Consider the following 15,546-nt stretch of genomic DNA (forward strand, 5'->3'; position numbering starts at 1 on the left):
GATACCCCTTCGAGTGGGTCCACTGTCTAACACACTAGACGCGTCGTCCCTCGGGTCGTCGCGGTTCCTCCGTGATCGGTGCCGACGACCGAGCTCCGCATCGACCATCGCCGGCACGAACCCGTCGCCGGCCGTCGAGGGCGACAACGACGCAGCATCCGACCGCGCTTCCGCGTGTCAGGGGCTGTTTCGTACTGGTGGGCGGTACTGGGTTTGAACGAGTGACCTCTTCTGTGTCAACGACTCTCACACCGTCCGTGGCCGTGCGCCGGGGTCCGTCTGAGCACGAACTACTCCCCCACAGTCCCCTGGCGTCCGTCCAAATCCGCAGCGATTGTCACTCACTCAGTCACTCGCCGGTGGAGGGCCGCTCGGAGCCAAGCTCGGACTGTGGCGCCGCCTACTTCTGCCGCCCATCAGAACGAAGCAACATCCGCACATGCCGATGGGCGGACATTGGCGCGCGACGAGGTTGGACGGCAGCTCCACTGTCAGCGCGGTGTCGCTGATGGTTGGGGGGGCCAATGGACTACACACCGCCACATCCACATTCCTACTCGCAAGCATATTTGCGCAAATACGCTTGCGCTTCCCATCGCTGTGCGCCAAGGTTGACGTCGTGCCTGACGACTCTCCACGAATGTCACCGACCAAAATCTCTGACCCCAAAGCCGTGCTCGCCGTCACGCACCCGCTGCGCATGCGACTTCTGGGGGAGTTGTCCCGGCGGGGAACGGCTCGCGTCGTGGACCTGGCCGGTGGTCTAGGTGAACCGGCGAACTCCGTCAGTTTCCATCTCCGGCAGCTGGCCCGGTATGGGTTGATCGAACAGAACCCAGAGCAATCCGGGAACGGGCGTGAGCGCTGGTGGCGAATGACGTCCGACCGGGGGTTTGAGGTCGACTTCGATGCGATGCGGGAGCTCGAGGGCGGGGTGGCGGCGGTAGGGGTCTTTCGCCGCGTTGCTGAAGGACACGTGCTCGCACTGCACCGCGCCATACAGGAACCGCCCTCCCTGGCCGACGTCTCCGGCAGCGAGCAACGCACGATCAGCGACGACTTCGCTGTGCGGCTCAGCGACACCGAGCTGCAGCAGATGCGCCACGAGTTCGTACAGCTCCTCGACCGCTGGACCGAAACCTCACGCTCCCTGAGCGACGCCGACGACGGTGTGGAACGCCGTGCCTACTACGGCGTCGTCATGGCCGCGCTCGTCCAGGACATCAGCGCCACTACAGACAGATCTCGTAAGGAACATCAGTCATGAGCGGTACCGACATCAGCACCCATGACCGTCCCGACTACGACGACTTCGCGGCCACGTACGCCGCGGCGAACGACAACGGTCTGTTCAACGCCTGGTACACCCGACCCGAGATGCTCCGCCTCACCGGGGACGTCACAGGGCAACGAGTCCTGGACGCAGGTTGCGGGCACGGTCCCCTCATGGTCGCGCTGCGCGACCGTGGCGCCGACGTGGCCGGGTTCGACCTCAGCCCCGCCATGATCAAGATCGCTGCGGACCGCCTCGGCAACACCGCCGACATCCGGGTCGCAGACCTCGCCGCACCCCTTCCCTACGACGACGACCAGTTCGATGTCGTCACCTGCTCATTGGCTCTGCACTACGTCCAAGACTGGGCGTCGGCCCTTGCCGAACTGCGGCGGGTGCTCAAGCCCGGCGGTCGGCTGGTGGCGTCGATCATCCACCCCTTCGTCTACGCGTTCACCTACCAGGACAAGGACTACTTCGCCCTGACCCGCTACTCCGAGGACTACCAGCACGACGGCAACGACTTCACCCTGACCTACTGGCACCGACCACTGCAGGACGTCATCAACGCCTTCCTCGACGCCGGCCTCGTCATCACCAGTACCACCGAACCTGCCGCGGACCCTGACACACCCGCCGAACTCCTCCCGCCCGAGGGTCGGCGCTTCATCTGCTTCCTATTCTTCGCCCTCGAGTCGCCATGACGGTTCCAGTCGTGGTCGACCTCGACGACCTCGACCCGGGTGTGCGGGCATGGGTAGAAAGCCTGGACATGTCCGCGCCGGTGATCCTTCGCCGCGACGGGCAGACCATCGGCACCCTCACCTACTCCCCGTCAGTCCTCGAGGGAACCATCACCACCGACCCCGCAACCGACGACGCACCAGTCCTGCGCGAGGGCACCAAGGTCCTGGCCACGACGATGCGCCTCAGTTGTGCCGCACGCGACCTGCTGCGCAACTCCTTCGGCCCGGACTGGGTCATCCTCGATTTCCACGACGCGCCAGACACCGCCGATGTCGTTCTCACCAGTGCGCACAGTCCTCAGCTCACCCACCGCTGGACGTTGCTGTTCCCCCACGCCCAGATCATCGTCAGCGAGATCCTCGACCCCGAGCTCGGCATCGACATCTCCGGCCCTGTCGGCCGACTGCTCGATGCCGGCGCCCACGCCTATCTGCCGCCAAGGCCGCTCGATCAGATCGCCGACGGCGTCCAGAGGTACCTGGCACGCCACGCGCTCGGCGCCCTGGGCTCATCGCCACCCATGACCCACCAACTGAGCTCCTGACCTCAACTCCGGGTAAGAGGGCGACCGGCCATGTCCTGCCTACCAGAGCGACCGAGCTGGCCGTCCCGCGGTCCGCTCATGCCGCTGAGCGAGATCTCGCTGTACTTCCGAGCACCGGTGAGGGAGCCGGCCTCGATGGACATCTGGGACTTCCTCGAGAGGCGGATCGAGCAAGATGAAGAGATCGCTTGGCTGACGATCGAGCAGGTCGCCGTTCAGGACTCACGGTTAACGGTCACCTCTGATGGTCGGGCGGGCATGACCGGTCGGCGTTTGCTTGCCGAGGCGGCAATGAAGCGCGACCTTTTCGACATTCACGGCGATTACCTCCCGCTTCCAGAGGAAGGGCGGGGCTCCCTCCTGCACTGCGTCACCTGCAAAGAGCTGTACCCATGTCAAAGTCTGCGCATCACCGCCTGATCGGCTGCCGCTCCCGAAGACTCGCCCGATCTCAGGTGGTCGATCTGACTGTCGAACAACGTGCGCCCGCAGCCGCCCTCGGTGCGGCCCCGCGTCAGGGCCGTCCCCCCACCCTCATGAGGCCTCGACCCCGTTCATGCATCGGGGGAGTCCTCGACCTGCGTCCACTGCATGTAGATCCGGCGTACCCGGGACCTCTACCAGCGAGGAGTTCTCGACTCGGGTGCTCATGTCATCTCCCTCGCTTGCCTCGTCTCCTCGGGTGGCGGGCCAGGCACTCGCCACCCCCACCCTGGCCATCAAAGATGACGAACTATCGAACGGCTCCATGTCGATTCCATGACAGGGCAACGGCCGGACGCGCGCCTGCGGATGCCCGTCGCCGTGGGGGGAGGACTCAGCTTGACGCCGGCAAGGAACGCCGGCCGAGGCGGCGGTAGGGGTCTGCTGCACGAACAGGTGACGCTCATGACCTGACCCCTAGTGTGAGGCGTCAACGCGATCGGTGTCAGTAGGGCGGGCGCATGACGAGTTCCAGCACCAGCGTCCCCTCGACCAGCGCCACTGACTTCTTCCCTGCGAGGGAAGTGCGTGGCCCTCCTTCGGACGTCCACGCACGTCAGGCGAACGTGCAGGGACCGGCACCAAGCCCGAGAAGAGGCCGCTTAGTTGAGCAGTTAGTCACGCAGGATCCACGGACGCCAGGCAACGAAGAAGCCCCTGACCGGCGTTCCGCAGGTCAGGGGCTGTTTCGTACTGGTGGGCGATACTGGGTTTGAACCAGTGACCTCTTCCGTGTCAAGCATTCTCATGCCGTGCGTCACTGTTCGTCGACGTCCTGCTGCGCACGAACCAGTACCCCGATGTTCCTCGACATCCGGTCTAGCACGCCGGCGTTGTCAAGCAGTTAGTCAAGCAGACGTTATGCGACTGTCACGGGAACCGGGGGTCGGCCGGGGCGCGACCTTGGGTGGTTTCGTGCTGACGCGTCCGTGGCCGTCGCCACCCCAGACACGTTGCGATCTTTCGTTCCGCCGACCCGGACGAGCTAAACGGCCAGTCGATAGCCAGGCCCCTCCTCTGCACCTCCAAGGTGCTCAGCCTTCTCTTGATCGGAGCGCAGTGAAGGAGGGTATGCGGTCGTGCTCAATATGGGTGTAGGCGAGTGCCTCAGCCAGGCGCTCGTTGCCCGAGCGAATCGCATCAGTCAGATGCACGTGATCGTTGAACGCCTCGTCGGCATCGAGCTGCGAGGTCAGGTAGAACAGCCAGAGGGCTCGTTCCGAGACTGACCGCATCAACGTGGCCATCAGGTCGTTACCCGCCAGCTGAACGATTGCCTCGTGGTAGCGGGTGCTGGCCTCCGCGATCTTGTAGGGGTCACCCTCGTGCACGACATCTTGAGCTAATTGCAGTGCCGCATCCAGTGGCTCTGTCGACGCCCCGGCAGCGACCCGTGCGGCGGCGTAGCGCGCAGCCCCGACTTCGAGGCTCAGCCGCAGGTCGAACAGGTCGTTCACCCGCTTGGCGTCCCACGTGGCCACCACGGCACCTCTGCGGGGAGACGTCTCCACAAAGCCGTGCATCTCCAGCTGCGGAACTGCCTCCCGGAGTGGAACCCGGGAGACTTCGAGCTCTTCGGCAAGGCGTTGCTCGATCAGACGCGAACCTTGCGGGTAGGTCCCGAGGATGATTCCTTCGCGCAGCGCCAAGTAGACCTGCCGCGCCAACGAGTCCTTCTGAGCAACCTCGACCAGTTCCCGTTCCTGGGTGGCCATGTGACTCCTTCATTTGGGTACGTGCGGCACTCGTGCGGTGACCCGATCTCGCCTGGGGGCCAGCAGTCAGTCTGCTGGCCCCCGCTGTCGCGGGCGTGTCTATTTCTTGATGGACAGCATGCTGAAGTTGAGCTCATTGGCGCCAATATTCTGGGACTCCGGCACGCCTGTGAGCCACTTCTGCGCCACCACCCAGTCCTTGTTGTAGGACAGGTTCATCCAGCAACCCGTGGCTGAGTACGTCTGGGCGGCCTTGGCGAACAGCGCCTTGTCGCCGGTCTTTAGCGCGGCGTTGAGGTCGGCGTCCGTGGACGGGTCGTCGCACTTGAAGTAGTTGATGCCTCCGGTCTTGTCCCAGAACACGTGGCCCCACATGTACGGGCTGCCTCCGTCAGGTCCGTTGTTGCCGTCGAAGAAGACGTCTGGGCCCTTGGTGGGGTCGTTGGGCCAGTTGAAGACCTGCGACGTCGGATAGCTCTGAGCGCTGGCCTTGATCCCGAGGGCCTGCAACTGCGCAGCCACGATGTTGGCCATCTGCTGAGCGTTGACATTGTCAGAAGCATGTCCGATCACCATTGCCGTCCCGGCGGGCAAGCTTTTCGCATACTTGCTCAGCACGGACGGGTCGTACGTGATGTTCTGCTTGTCTGACCCGTCGTCGATCATTCCCTTGGCGTAGATCGTCGTCGCGGGTGTCGACCGGGCGCCCAGCACCTGTTCGACGAGCTGCTTCTGGTTGATGGATTGGAGGAATGCGGTCCGGGCCTCCTGCTTGGCGAAGAAGTCCTTGCTGGGGTTCATGAAGATCATCGCGGACTGGATGGTCGGCAGGAAGTAGCTGGCAACGGTCTGGCTGTCTTGGTACTTCTTCAGGCTCGAGGACGGCAGGTTAGCCACGCTGACGGATACGTCGCCGTTGTCGATTGCCAGTTGCAGCGACGACACGTCGTCGTAGACCGGCATGTTGATGGTCTTGAACGGCGAGATCGTCCCCCAGTAGTCCTTGTACTGGCTCAGGACGTACTTCGATCCCACCTGCACGTCACTCAACTCGTAGGGGCCTGTGCCAAGGTCGTGGGTGGACAGGTACGTCTGGGCGTTGTCCGAGCCCGCGTTCTTCTTCACACCGTCGGGCGAGACCATCTTCGGGCCGAAGGGGGATGCCAGATAGTCCAGGAAGGCGGAGTTCGAGGACTTGAGCTCGACGACGGCCGTGGCTGCGTCGGGGGTCTTAACCGACGCGACATCCTCGACCATGTAAGCAGCGCCACCCTTGACCGCCGCGCGGCGGGCGAAGGACGAGCGGACAGCGTCCGAGGTGAACGGGGTGCCGTCGTGGAAGGTGACGCCCTTGCGCAACTTGAAGGTATAGGTCTTGAAGTCCGGTGAAACGGTCCAGGACTCAGCCAGACGCGGCGCGACCTCTACCTTGTCGAGGTTGTTCTTGTACTGCACCAAACCTTCGTAGACGTTGAGGATGATGGCACAGCCATTGTTGGCGTAGTACACATCGGGGTCGGGTGGCTGTCCGATGTCACCCAGCAGTCCAACCGTCAACACGCCGTCGGTAGGGGCCGCCTTACCGCCCGCGGACCCCTGGGAGCTGGTCTTGCCAGCACAGCCGGCGACTGCGAGCAGAGGAAGGATGGCGACGGCGACCAACGCCTTCAGAGCCCTCTTCCCACCTAGTTGATTCATCACGCGCTACTCCTTAGTTGTGATCCGGCAGACTTCTTGTGTTCAAGCTGGGGGCACGCGCGCCCTTTCGGGGCAGCACGGCGGGTCATAGGTTCAAGCGTGGGTCGGCGGCCGCCTGAAGGAGATCTACCAGCGCGTTGGCGATGATGTAGATCGTGCCGAGGACAAGCGTGACCGCGGCGATGGCCGGGAAGTCTGATACCGGAATGCTCCGAGCCAGGTAGTTCCCGATGCCGGGCCAACTGAAGATCTGCTCGACGACGACCACGCCCGCAAACATGAAGCCGAGTTGCAGGCCGGCCATCGACAGCGCTGGTCCGATCGAGTTACGAACTACGTGGCCTCCCAGAACCGCCCCTTCGCTGAGGCCCTTGGCACGCGCGGTGCGGACGTGGTCGGCATTCATCGTGGTCTCTAGGCTCGCGCGCAGGATGCGTCCGATGGCGATGGCCGGGGCGATCGCCAGGGCAAGGGCGGGCAGAACCAGGTGCTGAAGGGCTGTCGCCCACTGCGCTACGTCTCCATGGAGGAGACTGTCGATCATCAGGAACCCGGTCGGGCCCGAGGCGTTGGCGCCGCGGTCGCCGCCCGGGAGCCAGCCGAGACGAGAGTAGAAGAGGACGATGCCGCCCAGGGCCAGGAGAAAGGACGGGCCGGTGGCCAGCACGAGCAGCAGGCCGCGTAGGACCGAGGTTCCCCACCACCGCAGTGCCCCCGATACGGCGAACAGAATGCCCAGCACAAGGGCGAACACGAACGCCACCGTCACCAGCTCGGCCGTCGCTGGCAGGAAGTCGCCTAGGTCGGAGACGACCGACCTGTGAGTGCGGAAGGAGACGCCAAGGTCACCGTGTAGGAGGCGTCCCAAGAAGTGCAGGTAGCGCAGGGGAAGTGGGCTGTTCAACCCGAGAGACTCCCGGGCCGCCGCAACGGCTTCCGGCGAGGCGTTCAGTCCGATGTAGGCCCTGACAGGGTCCCCGGGGGTGATCTCTTGGAGAAGGAAGATGATTGCTGACAGCACGAGGATGAGAACGAGGCTCGACCCTAGGCGACGCACGATGAACTTGAGCACGGTCGTCCCCTTATCGCTTTGAGTTCAGTAGTTGCCGGACGGCGTCCCCGCCCAGGTTGGCGATCAGGCTCATTAACAACACGGCGATGCCTGGAGTGATGGGAATCCACCACTGGGTCAGCAAGAGCTGCAGACTGCGGGCAGTGTCTGCTCCGAGCTCGGGGGCAGGGGCGGACTGGCCGAGCCCGAGGAATGACAGACCTGCCAGGAGCAGGATGACGTTCCCGATGTCCAGGCTGGCCGTCACCAGGGCCGTGGGCACGGCTCCGGGGACGATGTGTCGCAGCACCAAGCGACCGCGCCCGACACCGGCGAGCCGCGCCGCCTCCACATGCGGTCTCGATGCGAGGGACTTCACCTCGGCACGGATGATGCGGGCGTAGTAGGGCCACCAGACGATCATGATTCCGATCAGGGTGTTCTTGAGTCCGGGTCCGAGCGCAGCGACGATGGCGATGGCCACCAGAGCGCCGGGTAGCGCCAGAAACAGGTCGGTGAACCGCATCAGCAGGTTGTCGATCCAACCGCCACACACCCCTGCCGTGACGCCGATGGCACCGCCAATGACCAAGCCGGAGGCCACGACGACCAGTGAGGTGAACCAGCTGATTTGGATGCCCCACAGGGTTCGGCTGAGCAGGTCACGGCCGATCGAGTCGGTGCCGAGAAGGTGGTCGGGAGACCCTGGCGGCAAGTTGAGCATCCCCACCGGCTGGACTGGGTCGTAGGGCGAGAGGACGCGACCGAGAACGGCAACGATGGTGACGAGCAGAAGCAGTGAGGCGACAGCCGTACTGGCCCGTGACCCCGAGGGGGTGCGAGACGTGAACGCCAGCACGCGCATTCGTGACGCAGGGATCTTCGCAACAGTCATGACGTCGTCACCTCGATCGTCGGGACCGAGGCAAGAAGAGAGCGCGTATAGGAGTGCTCCGGTCTCTCGATGACATCCGTCGCCGGTCCCATCTCGACGATCTGCCCTTGGGTCATCACGGCGATCTGGTCGCCCATGAGGCGAGCTACCGACAGGTCGTGCGTCACGAAGATGACGGTCATCGCGAATGCGCTGCGCAGCTCACGGATGAGGTTGAGCACACTGGCCGCCAAGGAGGCGTCGAGGGCACTGGTCGGCTCGTCGCACAACAGCACGGACGGTGGGATGACGGTGGCACGAGCGAGGGCGACACGCTGCTTCTGGCCGCCGGACAGCTCGCTCGGGCGGGCGTTGGCAATACCAGCCGGGAGACCGATCGTGGTGAGCGCCAAGTCCAGCCGGCGCTGCACCTCAGCCGAACCCAGGCGCAGCGGGCGCAGGCGCTCACGGAGGAGTTCACCCACCGTCAACCAGGGCGTGAGAGATGAGCCGGCATCCTGGAAGACCATCTGCGCTCCCTTGTTGCCCACGTGCACGGCACCGGAGGTGGGGGGAATCAGTCCCGCCACCACGCGCAGCAGGGTGGACTTCCCCGACCCGCTCTCACCCACGATCGAGAGTGATTCGCCGGCTCCGACCGTCAGGTCGACGCCACGAAGGGCATGCACCTCCTCGCGATGGCGCGCCCCGGACTTCAGGACGAACCGCACGTGCACGTCGTCGAGGCGTACCGACTCCCCTGCCTCCGAGAGCTGACGGCTCTCGGACCGCAGCACCGGATCGACGGGAGCCCGCGAGTGGGCAAGAGCCTGCACCTGAGCCACGGATCGCCAGCACGACCGTTCGTGCAGGAGGGTCGCATCGGCGCCCGAGGCGACGGGAGCTAGCGGCGGCTGTTCGCGCGAGCACTGTTCGTCGGCGAGGGGGCACCGCGAGTGGTAGGCGCAACCCAGCATGCGCTCGGCCGGGGTAGCCGTCTCCGGCTTCAAGGTCGTCAGTGGCAGGTTGCGTGGTGTCTCGAGGGAGAGCCGGGAACTCAGCAGCCCCACGGTGTACGGGTGCGTGGGACGTCGCAGCATCTCCGCGACGGGACCGAGCTCAGCCACCCGTCCGGCGTAGAGAACAGCGATGCGATCGGCGATCTGGGCAGCGACGGCGAGGTCGTGGGTGATCAGGACGACACTGCAGCCAAAGGTGTCACGGAGGTCGGCGAGCAGTTCCAGCACTTGGGCCTGCACCGTGACGTCCAGGGCGGTGGTTGGTTCGTCGGCGATGATCAAGGAGGGTCGCCCTGCTACAGCGATGGCCGTCATCACCCGCTGGCGCAGTCCGCCTGAGAGCTCGTGGGGGAACACCCGGAAACGTAGTTCGGGATCAGGGATCCCGACCGACGTCATCAGCTGGAGCGACGTGTCCCGGTCGTGGCTGACCTCACTGATCTGCGTGCCCACCCGCATGGTCGGATTGAGCGAGGTCATTGGATCCTGGAAGATCACACCTAGCTCGTGGCGGCGCAGGTCACGCAGCTCAGATGGCGCGCTGTTGAGGACGTCCACGCCCGCGATCTCAATCGAACCGTGCGTGCGCGGTCGGGACGCCTGGGGCAGCAGGCCCATCATGCTCAGCGCAAGCACGCTCTTGCCCGATCCGGACTCGCCCACCAGTCCTACGATCTCGCCGCGTCCGACGTTAAGGTCGACACCACGCAGCACCTCGCTGCGTGCACCGTCGCGTTCCAGGCTGACCGTGAGCCCATGGATGGAGGCAGCCAAACCCTCAGCGGGGTGCGGGTCGGGCCGGTCCCCGGTCGACCGCTTCGAGCGAACGTCAGCGAACTTCATCAGTCACGTCCATTCCGGTTGCTGCGGATCGTTCGTCAGCCATGACGCGGTAGATCTCCCGCGGTTGGGTGAACCAGACTTGGTCTCCCCTGCCGGCGAGGTGCTCCAGCGCGCGAGCGAGCTGCCGAAGTCGGAACGGCGCGCCCGAGATGAACGAATGGATCACGATGCTCATGACCAGTCGCTGTTCCCCTGCAGCCAGCAGCAACTCCTCGAACTCGTCGATGATCATGTCCGCGAACTCGCGGGCGCCCACGTTGCGACCGATGATCGACGTGCTGTCGTTGAGTTCGAGGGCGTATGGAATCGCCAGCAACGGAGCCGAGCGAGTGTTTAGCCAGACGGGCTGGTCGTCCAGGCGGAGGTCCAGCACGTACCGGTAGCCGCTCTCCCCCAGCAGGTCGAGCGTGTTGCTGGTCTGGGTCAGCCATGGGCTTGACCAGCCGAGGGGGGCTGCACCCTCCTCGTCATGGATCCGCGCAGCCACCTCCTTGAGGTACAGGAGCTCTTCGGGCTCGCTGAAGGAACCCAGAGAGTGTGAGTTGGACACTCCGTGGCCCACCACCTCGGCGCCGCTTCGACGCACGGCCTCGAGCAGCTGAGGCGCGCTGTCATAGAGCGCCGTGTTGAGCAGGACCGTAGGTGCGATGTCGAAGGTCTCCATGCGCCGTAGCAGCCTGAAGGCGCCCACGCGGTTGCCGTAGTCGCGCCAGCTGGCGTTCACCAGATCGGGCGCCGAGACTCCTTCAAGGAGGTCCTCGGTCTGGCCCACTCCGAAGGTGTAGTGCTCCACGCCCATGGCCACGTAGACGGCGAGCTTCTTACCACCGGGCCAGCAGGCGGATGGGCGGTCCAGGATGGGTGAGTAGTCGTAACGCTCGTCAGGCCTTGGCACGCATGTCATGCAGATCCCACCCATCGGTTCATGCCGACGTCGGCGAGCGCCGCGTCGTGGACGAGCCCCTTGTAATGGGGAAGGAAAGCCTCGGCGTCATGGCGGGCGCGCTCGACCGCTGGCCGCTTCCGGGCGAAGAGGTCGCGCGCTTCGTCCAGGAGGGCGGATTCGTCGACGGTCGAGATGGCGCCGTCCTCGAAGACGATGCGCCCATCCACCATGGTCAGTTCCACGCTATTGCCGGACTCGCAGTAGACGAGCTGACCGCGCAGGTCGTTGAAGGGCGTGAAGGCCCGGCTATGAAGGTCAAGGACGACCAGGTCGGCCAAGAACCCCTCTCGCACCGCGCCGAGCTCATCAGACCTCAACAGGGCCGCCGCGCCGCCCACCCAAAGACTGTCGAGAACCTCATGAGGCGATGGCCACTCATCGCTCTCGAGTCCGGACACGTTGTGGATCAGGCCGGCCATCTTGACGACTCCCCACAGGTTGCACGAGTCGTCGCAAATCGCCTCGTCAATCCCCAGGCAGGTGGTGATCCCGCGATCCTTGAGCTTGCGGAAGGGCGCCACGCCGCTTCCCAGCCGCAGATTGCTGACCGGGTTGTGGGCGACGATGGCTCCAGAGGATGCGATGAGGTCCAGGTCGTGGTCATCGACCCAGACAGCATGGATGACGTTCATCCGCTCACTCAGCAGGCCGAGGTCCGCGGTGTACTCCACCAGGGACCGGCCAGCGAACCGTGGCTGGGTCGTCGCCAACGTCCGTTGCAACTTCGTCTCGAGCATGTGCGCGAACAGAGGGATCCGGTGGACACGACTCAGGTCGTCCAGCGCCGCAAAGTACTCAGGGCTCACTCGTTGCGGCGCCGACACGGACACGGCGGCAGTGAGGCGACCGCCCTCGGAGCCGTGCCAGCGGGAGATCAAGTGGTCGTACATGTCGAGCAGCGCCGCCGCGCCCATCGGGGGCGACGCCGACAGGGCGGCACGGACGTGGGAGTCTGCCGTCTGGGAGAGGGGGAGCTTGTCCGCCTCCCTGACCTCGGGCTGGTCCAGCGCCACGCTGGCACGCATGCCGGAATCCGCGTAGGCCTTCATGACGGCGTCGATGATCTCCGAGGTGGGAAAGGGCATGAGGAACGCGTCGTCCTGCACCGTGGTCACACCCGTGCGAAGCATCTCCAGAGCCGCCAGCATCGTGCGCACGTACGCTTCCCGCGGCGTGGGGACGAGCTGCTCGTCCGCCGGTGACTCGAAGAGCATGAACATTTCCAGTGGCAGGCTGCGCAGCGAACCCTTGAGGTGGTTCGCGGGCGAATGGAAGTGAGCGTTGACCAGACCGGGGACGATGAGCTTCTGTGCCCTGCCGTCGATGACCCGGTGCGGGCCGTCCTGGCCGAGCCCTTCGTCGAAAAGCCGTCGAGCGTCAGCCCCGATCGAGGCCACCCGGTTGCCGAGGACCAGAAGGTCGGTGGGGCCCACCAACCCTGCAGGGTGGTCGCAGTCGTAGACCAAGACATCCGTGAACAGGACGCTCATGATCGGTCCCCCGTCGTCGGTCGGTCGGGCCGAGCCCAGGTACCCGCACGGGAGGTGGCCACGCCCTGCGCGACCAGCCCCTCGGCCAGCACGACTGCTGCTGCTACTCCCTCGATCACCGGGACGCCGAGGCGCGCCTGCAGCGGAACGACGAGATCAGCCAAGCCGGCGCAGCCGAGAATGATGGCCTCGCTCGATTCCTGTTCGATGGCGATCCTGCCCTGCTCTACGAATGCTTCGAGCAGGTGGCTGGATCCGTCAGCCAGGTCGCTAACCGGCACGTCGATCGCACGAACCGTGCAGCGGTGCCCCAGCCCCAGGGCGCGCACGACCCGGTCAGACTGGGCCAGCGTGCGCCGCGGCATCGTGATCACCGTGAACCGGTGCGCCACCAAGGTCGCGGTGAGCAGCGCGGCCTCGGTCATCCCCACCACCGGGCCGAGTGCGACTTCGCGGGCCGCCTGCAGTCCCGTGTCACCGAAGCAGGCGATCACGTAGGCAGCCGGCGGCTCGTCCGTCGCCTCCGCCTTCTCGACCTCCTCGAGGACGCTGAGGGCAGCGGTGACCTCATCCGTGTGGCTCTCCACCGTGGCCACGCCATGTCCCGGCGTGACACCCACCAATTCTGTCCCCGGCCGGGTCGCCAAGGAAGCACGAGCCACCACCCCAGCAGTCATCGACTCGGTGGTGTTGGGATTGACGACCGCGATCCGCAGTACGTCCTTCATCTGCCGACACCTCCATCCCCAGCGCCTGGCTCAAACATCTGACCGGAACTTTCGACCTGTTGAGCTGCTGACACGAGGGCGTCGACGCCGTAGGCACTGATCGCGACCCTCGCTGCCGTGGCTCCGGCACGGGCGGCCGTCGCGGCGTCACCGGTGCGCAGGTGGACTGCCGCGAACGCTCCGCAGAAGGCGTCTCCCGCCCCGGTGCTGTCGATCGCGGGAACAGGCGCGGTCGGCACTTCGAGGACGCGGCCTTCCTCGACCACGAGGCTCCCCCGCTCGGCCCGCTTGATCACGACCGTCCGCGGCCCAAGTCCTCGGAACTGTTGCGCGGCCGCCACCAGGTCCGTGGTGCCGGCCAAGGCGACAGCTTCCACCTCACTGGGCAGGAACACGTCGCAGCACGAGATCATCGCGTTGATCGACTCCCGGTTCCCCTCCAGGTAGTCCTCCTGGAGATCCAGGTAGAGGCGGGCACCGCTGTTCTTCTTCAGCCACGGCGTGAGCGCGAGCTGCGAGGCCAAGCTCATGGCCAACAGGACGATGCCGTCGGCGCCCAACGCTGCGCGCGGGACGTCCACTGGGTAGACCGACATGAGGTCGAAGTCCTCCTCGGTCGACAACATGTCCCAGGTGCGGGTCCCGTCCGCGTGGTAGGTGATGATGTTGCGGATGGTCGCGCTGTTCCTCTCGGGGAGGTGATCGGCGCGGACGCCTGCCGTAGCGAGGGCGCTGAGGAGCTCCTGCGGGACGTCGTGCCCCACCGGGGCCAGCATCCTGACGTTCTCGGTGAACAGACGGGCGGCCAGCGCCGCATACGCCGCATCACCACCGAGCGCCGGTCTGCCCCGCTCTCCGCCGTACCTTGCTTCGTCGATCGTCAAGTTGCCGACGCAGACCAACGAGCGGTCCGACGTCCCGTCAGTCACCGAGGGCCGCCTCAGCAAGGGCGAACTTCGCCATCCCGAGGTGATAACCGATCATCTGGGCCGGCACCAGGTACAGCAGGGGGCTCAGGGTCTCCGAGACCGCAGGCATCTCCACAACCTGGTTGGCGTCCGCGTCGAAGGCTCGTTCTCCTTCGGTACTGATGGCGTAGAGCGTGCCGCCGTACCGTCGAGCGTCCCGCCCGGTGTATGTGGCCCGAGCCACCGAAGGTCCTGTGGGCGCGAAGAGGAACAACGGCTCGTGCGGCTTCTGGGAGTTGTAGTGGTGGTACTCCTCGACCTGGATCTCCACCGCGTGGTCTGGAGTCGTCTCCTTGACCTTGGCGGCACCGACGATTGCAGCGGCCCAGTTCGGGCCTGCCGCCGAGAACAGGTACATCTGCCGTGCTGCTTCGGCAGCAGCGATCTGGGCGATGGGCCCGTCCACTCGATCAAGCACACGGGCCATCAGCTCGGGGGCACCAGCGAGTTCACGACTCAGGTCGGCCGCCCCCGTCGCGCCACGCTGGATACCGACCTTGCTCGCCAATCGGAGCAGGAGCGCGAGAGCGGCTGTGGACGACTGCGTGGGCCAGCCCACTCTCGTGGCCTCGATGATCAGGGAGTGCTGGCTTTCCTGGTCGATCGAGGAGTCGGGTGTGTTTGTCAGCGCAAGGGTGTAGGCGCCAGCGTGCTGGGCCACCAGCACTGCCTCGACCGTGCGAGTCGTCTCTCCCGAGCTGGACAGGGCGATGACCATGGAGCGGTTGGTGACGAGGTGTTGCTGGTAGTAGGCGAACTCCATGCACTGCACGGCCTCGCAGGGCACGCCGGTCATCAGCTCCAGTGCCTGTCGCGCCGCGATCATCACGGCCAGGGAGTCACCGGCGCCGACCAGGAAGATCCGGTCGAACGACCGGGTAGCCATGTGCTCGCTCACCGAGTCGAGACCAGCGACGTTCCGCTCCCACGTGTCGAGGATGGCTTGCGGCTGGCCGAACATCTCTCCTCGGGTGACCTCGACGCGGTGTCGACGCTTCGGGTCCAAGGGGTCGTCGGTCGGCAGCGCGAGAATGCTCGCGCGTTCCGCTTCGGAGACACGCGCGACGACAGACTGCTGGCGCGCATCGAGGGGGCTGCCCGGCCCCAGGAGGGGACTGTCGAGGGTCATTGGCAGGTGCCTTTCAGGTCAGGGGTCACACCGGGTCA

At 65.4% G+C, this 15,546-nt stretch carries 14 protein-coding genes; 4 read left to right on the forward strand and 10 right to left on the reverse strand.

The window, feature by feature from the left end; genetic code table 11:
• Positions 1-619 precede the first annotated feature (619 nt).
• The 4 genes from ACYVKF_RS17950 (at position 620) to ACYVKF_RS17965 (ending at position 2,984) form a co-directional block, all read left to right on the forward strand.
• Positions 620-1,267 carry a helix-turn-helix domain-containing protein gene (locus tag ACYVKF_RS17950; RefSeq protein ID WP_460968226.1) on the forward strand — a complete coding sequence of 216 codons (648 nt, stop codon included), beginning with the start codon at positions 620-622 and terminating at the stop codon, positions 1,265-1,267.
• Positions 1,264-1,977 (forward strand): class I SAM-dependent methyltransferase, encoded by a 714-nt coding sequence (locus ACYVKF_RS17955; protein WP_460968228.1) that lies wholly within the window; start codon positions 1,264-1,266, stop codon positions 1,975-1,977. Before ACYVKF_RS17950 ends, ACYVKF_RS17955 begins: the two co-directional genes overlap by 4 nt.
• Complete coding sequence (locus tag ACYVKF_RS17960) at positions 1,974-2,564, forward strand: hypothetical protein (RefSeq protein WP_460968229.1); 591 nt, start codon at positions 1,974-1,976, stop codon at positions 2,562-2,564. The genes ACYVKF_RS17955 and ACYVKF_RS17960 overlap by 4 nt, the downstream gene beginning before the upstream one ends.
• A gap of 78 nt (positions 2,565-2,642) precedes the next feature.
• Positions 2,643-2,984 carry a hypothetical protein gene (locus ACYVKF_RS17965; RefSeq protein WP_460968231.1) on the forward strand — a complete coding sequence of 114 codons (342 nt, stop codon included), beginning with the start codon at positions 2,643-2,645 and terminating at the stop codon, positions 2,982-2,984.
• 1,097 nt (positions 2,985-4,081) lie between these two features.
• Here the strand turns inward: ACYVKF_RS17965 and ACYVKF_RS17970 are convergent.
• The 10 genes from ACYVKF_RS17970 to ACYVKF_RS18015 all read right to left on the reverse strand — a co-directional run bounded on the left by ACYVKF_RS17970 (position 4,082) and on the right by ACYVKF_RS18015 (position 15,508).
• The gene (locus tag ACYVKF_RS17970) at positions 4,082-4,762 is read right to left on the reverse strand and encodes a GntR family transcriptional regulator (protein ID WP_056914673.1); all 681 of its coding nucleotides are present in this window, start codon (positions 4,760-4,762) and stop codon (positions 4,082-4,084) included.
• Positions 4,763-4,861: 99 nt separating this feature from the next.
• Positions 4,862-6,460 carry an ABC transporter substrate-binding protein gene (locus ACYVKF_RS17975; protein ID WP_056919287.1) on the reverse strand — a complete coding sequence of 533 codons (1,599 nt, stop codon included), beginning with the start codon at positions 6,458-6,460 and terminating at the stop codon, positions 4,862-4,864.
• An 85-nt stretch (positions 6,461-6,545) separates the two neighbouring features.
• On the reverse strand, positions 6,546-7,532 hold the full coding sequence (locus ACYVKF_RS17980) for an ABC transporter permease (RefSeq protein ID WP_056919168.1): 987 nt from the start codon (positions 7,530-7,532) through the stop codon (positions 6,546-6,548).
• 10 nt (positions 7,533-7,542) lie between these two features.
• Positions 7,543-8,406 (reverse strand): ABC transporter permease, encoded by an 864-nt coding sequence (locus ACYVKF_RS17985; RefSeq protein ID WP_056914676.1) that lies wholly within the window; start codon positions 8,404-8,406, stop codon positions 7,543-7,545.
• Positions 8,403-10,247, reverse strand: coding sequence for an oligopeptide/dipeptide ABC transporter ATP-binding protein (locus ACYVKF_RS17990; RefSeq protein WP_460968234.1), 1,845 nt, complete (start codon positions 10,245-10,247; stop codon positions 8,403-8,405). The genes ACYVKF_RS17985 and ACYVKF_RS17990 overlap by 4 nt, the downstream gene beginning before the upstream one ends.
• A complete protein-coding gene (locus tag ACYVKF_RS17995; protein WP_460968236.1) occupies positions 10,234-11,040 on the reverse strand; it encodes a polysaccharide deacetylase family protein in 807 nt (268 codons plus the stop codon). The genes ACYVKF_RS17990 and ACYVKF_RS17995 overlap by 14 nt, the downstream gene beginning before the upstream one ends.
• Before the next feature lie 107 nt (positions 11,041-11,147).
• The gene (locus ACYVKF_RS18000; protein WP_460968238.1) at positions 11,148-12,683 is read right to left on the reverse strand and encodes an amidohydrolase family protein; all 1,536 of its coding nucleotides are present in this window, start codon (positions 12,681-12,683) and stop codon (positions 11,148-11,150) included.
• On the reverse strand, positions 12,680-13,411 hold the full coding sequence (locus ACYVKF_RS18005; RefSeq protein WP_460968240.1) for an aspartate/glutamate racemase family protein: 732 nt from the start codon (positions 13,409-13,411) through the stop codon (positions 12,680-12,682). Before ACYVKF_RS18005 ends, ACYVKF_RS18000 begins: the two co-directional genes overlap by 4 nt.
• Complete coding sequence (locus tag ACYVKF_RS18010; protein WP_460968242.1) at positions 13,408-14,340, reverse strand: carbohydrate kinase family protein; 933 nt, start codon at positions 14,338-14,340, stop codon at positions 13,408-13,410. The genes ACYVKF_RS18005 and ACYVKF_RS18010 overlap by 4 nt, the downstream gene beginning before the upstream one ends.
• Entirely contained in the window at positions 14,333-15,508 is a 1,176-nt protein-coding gene (locus tag ACYVKF_RS18015; RefSeq protein ID WP_460968244.1) for an SIS domain-containing protein, read from the reverse strand. The genes ACYVKF_RS18010 and ACYVKF_RS18015 overlap by 8 nt, the downstream gene beginning before the upstream one ends.
• Positions 15,509-15,546: the final 38 nt, after the last annotated feature.

The organism is Pedococcus soli, assembly GCF_054782575.1.

Excerpts from the sequence above, each read along its gene's own strand:
- ACYVKF_RS17955 (WP_460968228.1), top strand. The coding sequence starts at position 1,264 with ATGAGCGGTACCGACATCAGCACCCATGACCGTCCCGACTACGACGAC.
- ACYVKF_RS17960 (WP_460968229.1), top strand. The coding sequence starts at position 1,974 with ATGACGGTTCCAGTCGTGGTCGACCTCGACGACCTCGACCCGGGTGTG.
- ACYVKF_RS17965 (WP_460968231.1), top strand. The coding sequence starts at position 2,643 with ATGCCGCTGAGCGAGATCTCGCTGTACTTCCGAGCACCGGTGAGGGAG.
- ACYVKF_RS17970 (WP_056914673.1), bottom strand. The coding sequence starts at position 4,762 with ATGGCCACCCAGGAACGGGAACTGGTCGAGGTTGCTCAGAAGGACTCG.
- ACYVKF_RS17975 (WP_056919287.1), bottom strand. The coding sequence starts at position 6,460 with ATGAATCAACTAGGTGGGAAGAGGGCTCTGAAGGCGTTGGTCGCCGTC.
- ACYVKF_RS17985 (WP_056914676.1), bottom strand. The coding sequence starts at position 8,406 with ATGACTGTTGCGAAGATCCCTGCGTCACGAATGCGCGTGCTGGCGTTC.
- ACYVKF_RS17990 (WP_460968234.1), bottom strand. The coding sequence starts at position 10,247 with ATGAAGTTCGCTGACGTTCGCTCGAAGCGGTCGACCGGGGACCGGCCC.
- ACYVKF_RS18000 (WP_460968238.1), bottom strand. The coding sequence starts at position 12,683 with ATGAGCGTCCTGTTCACGGATGTCTTGGTCTACGACTGCGACCACCCT.
- ACYVKF_RS18005 (WP_460968240.1), bottom strand. The coding sequence starts at position 13,411 with ATGAAGGACGTACTGCGGATCGCGGTCGTCAATCCCAACACCACCGAG.
- ACYVKF_RS18015 (WP_460968244.1), bottom strand. The coding sequence starts at position 15,508 with ATGACCCTCGACAGTCCCCTCCTGGGGCCGGGCAGCCCCCTCGATGCG.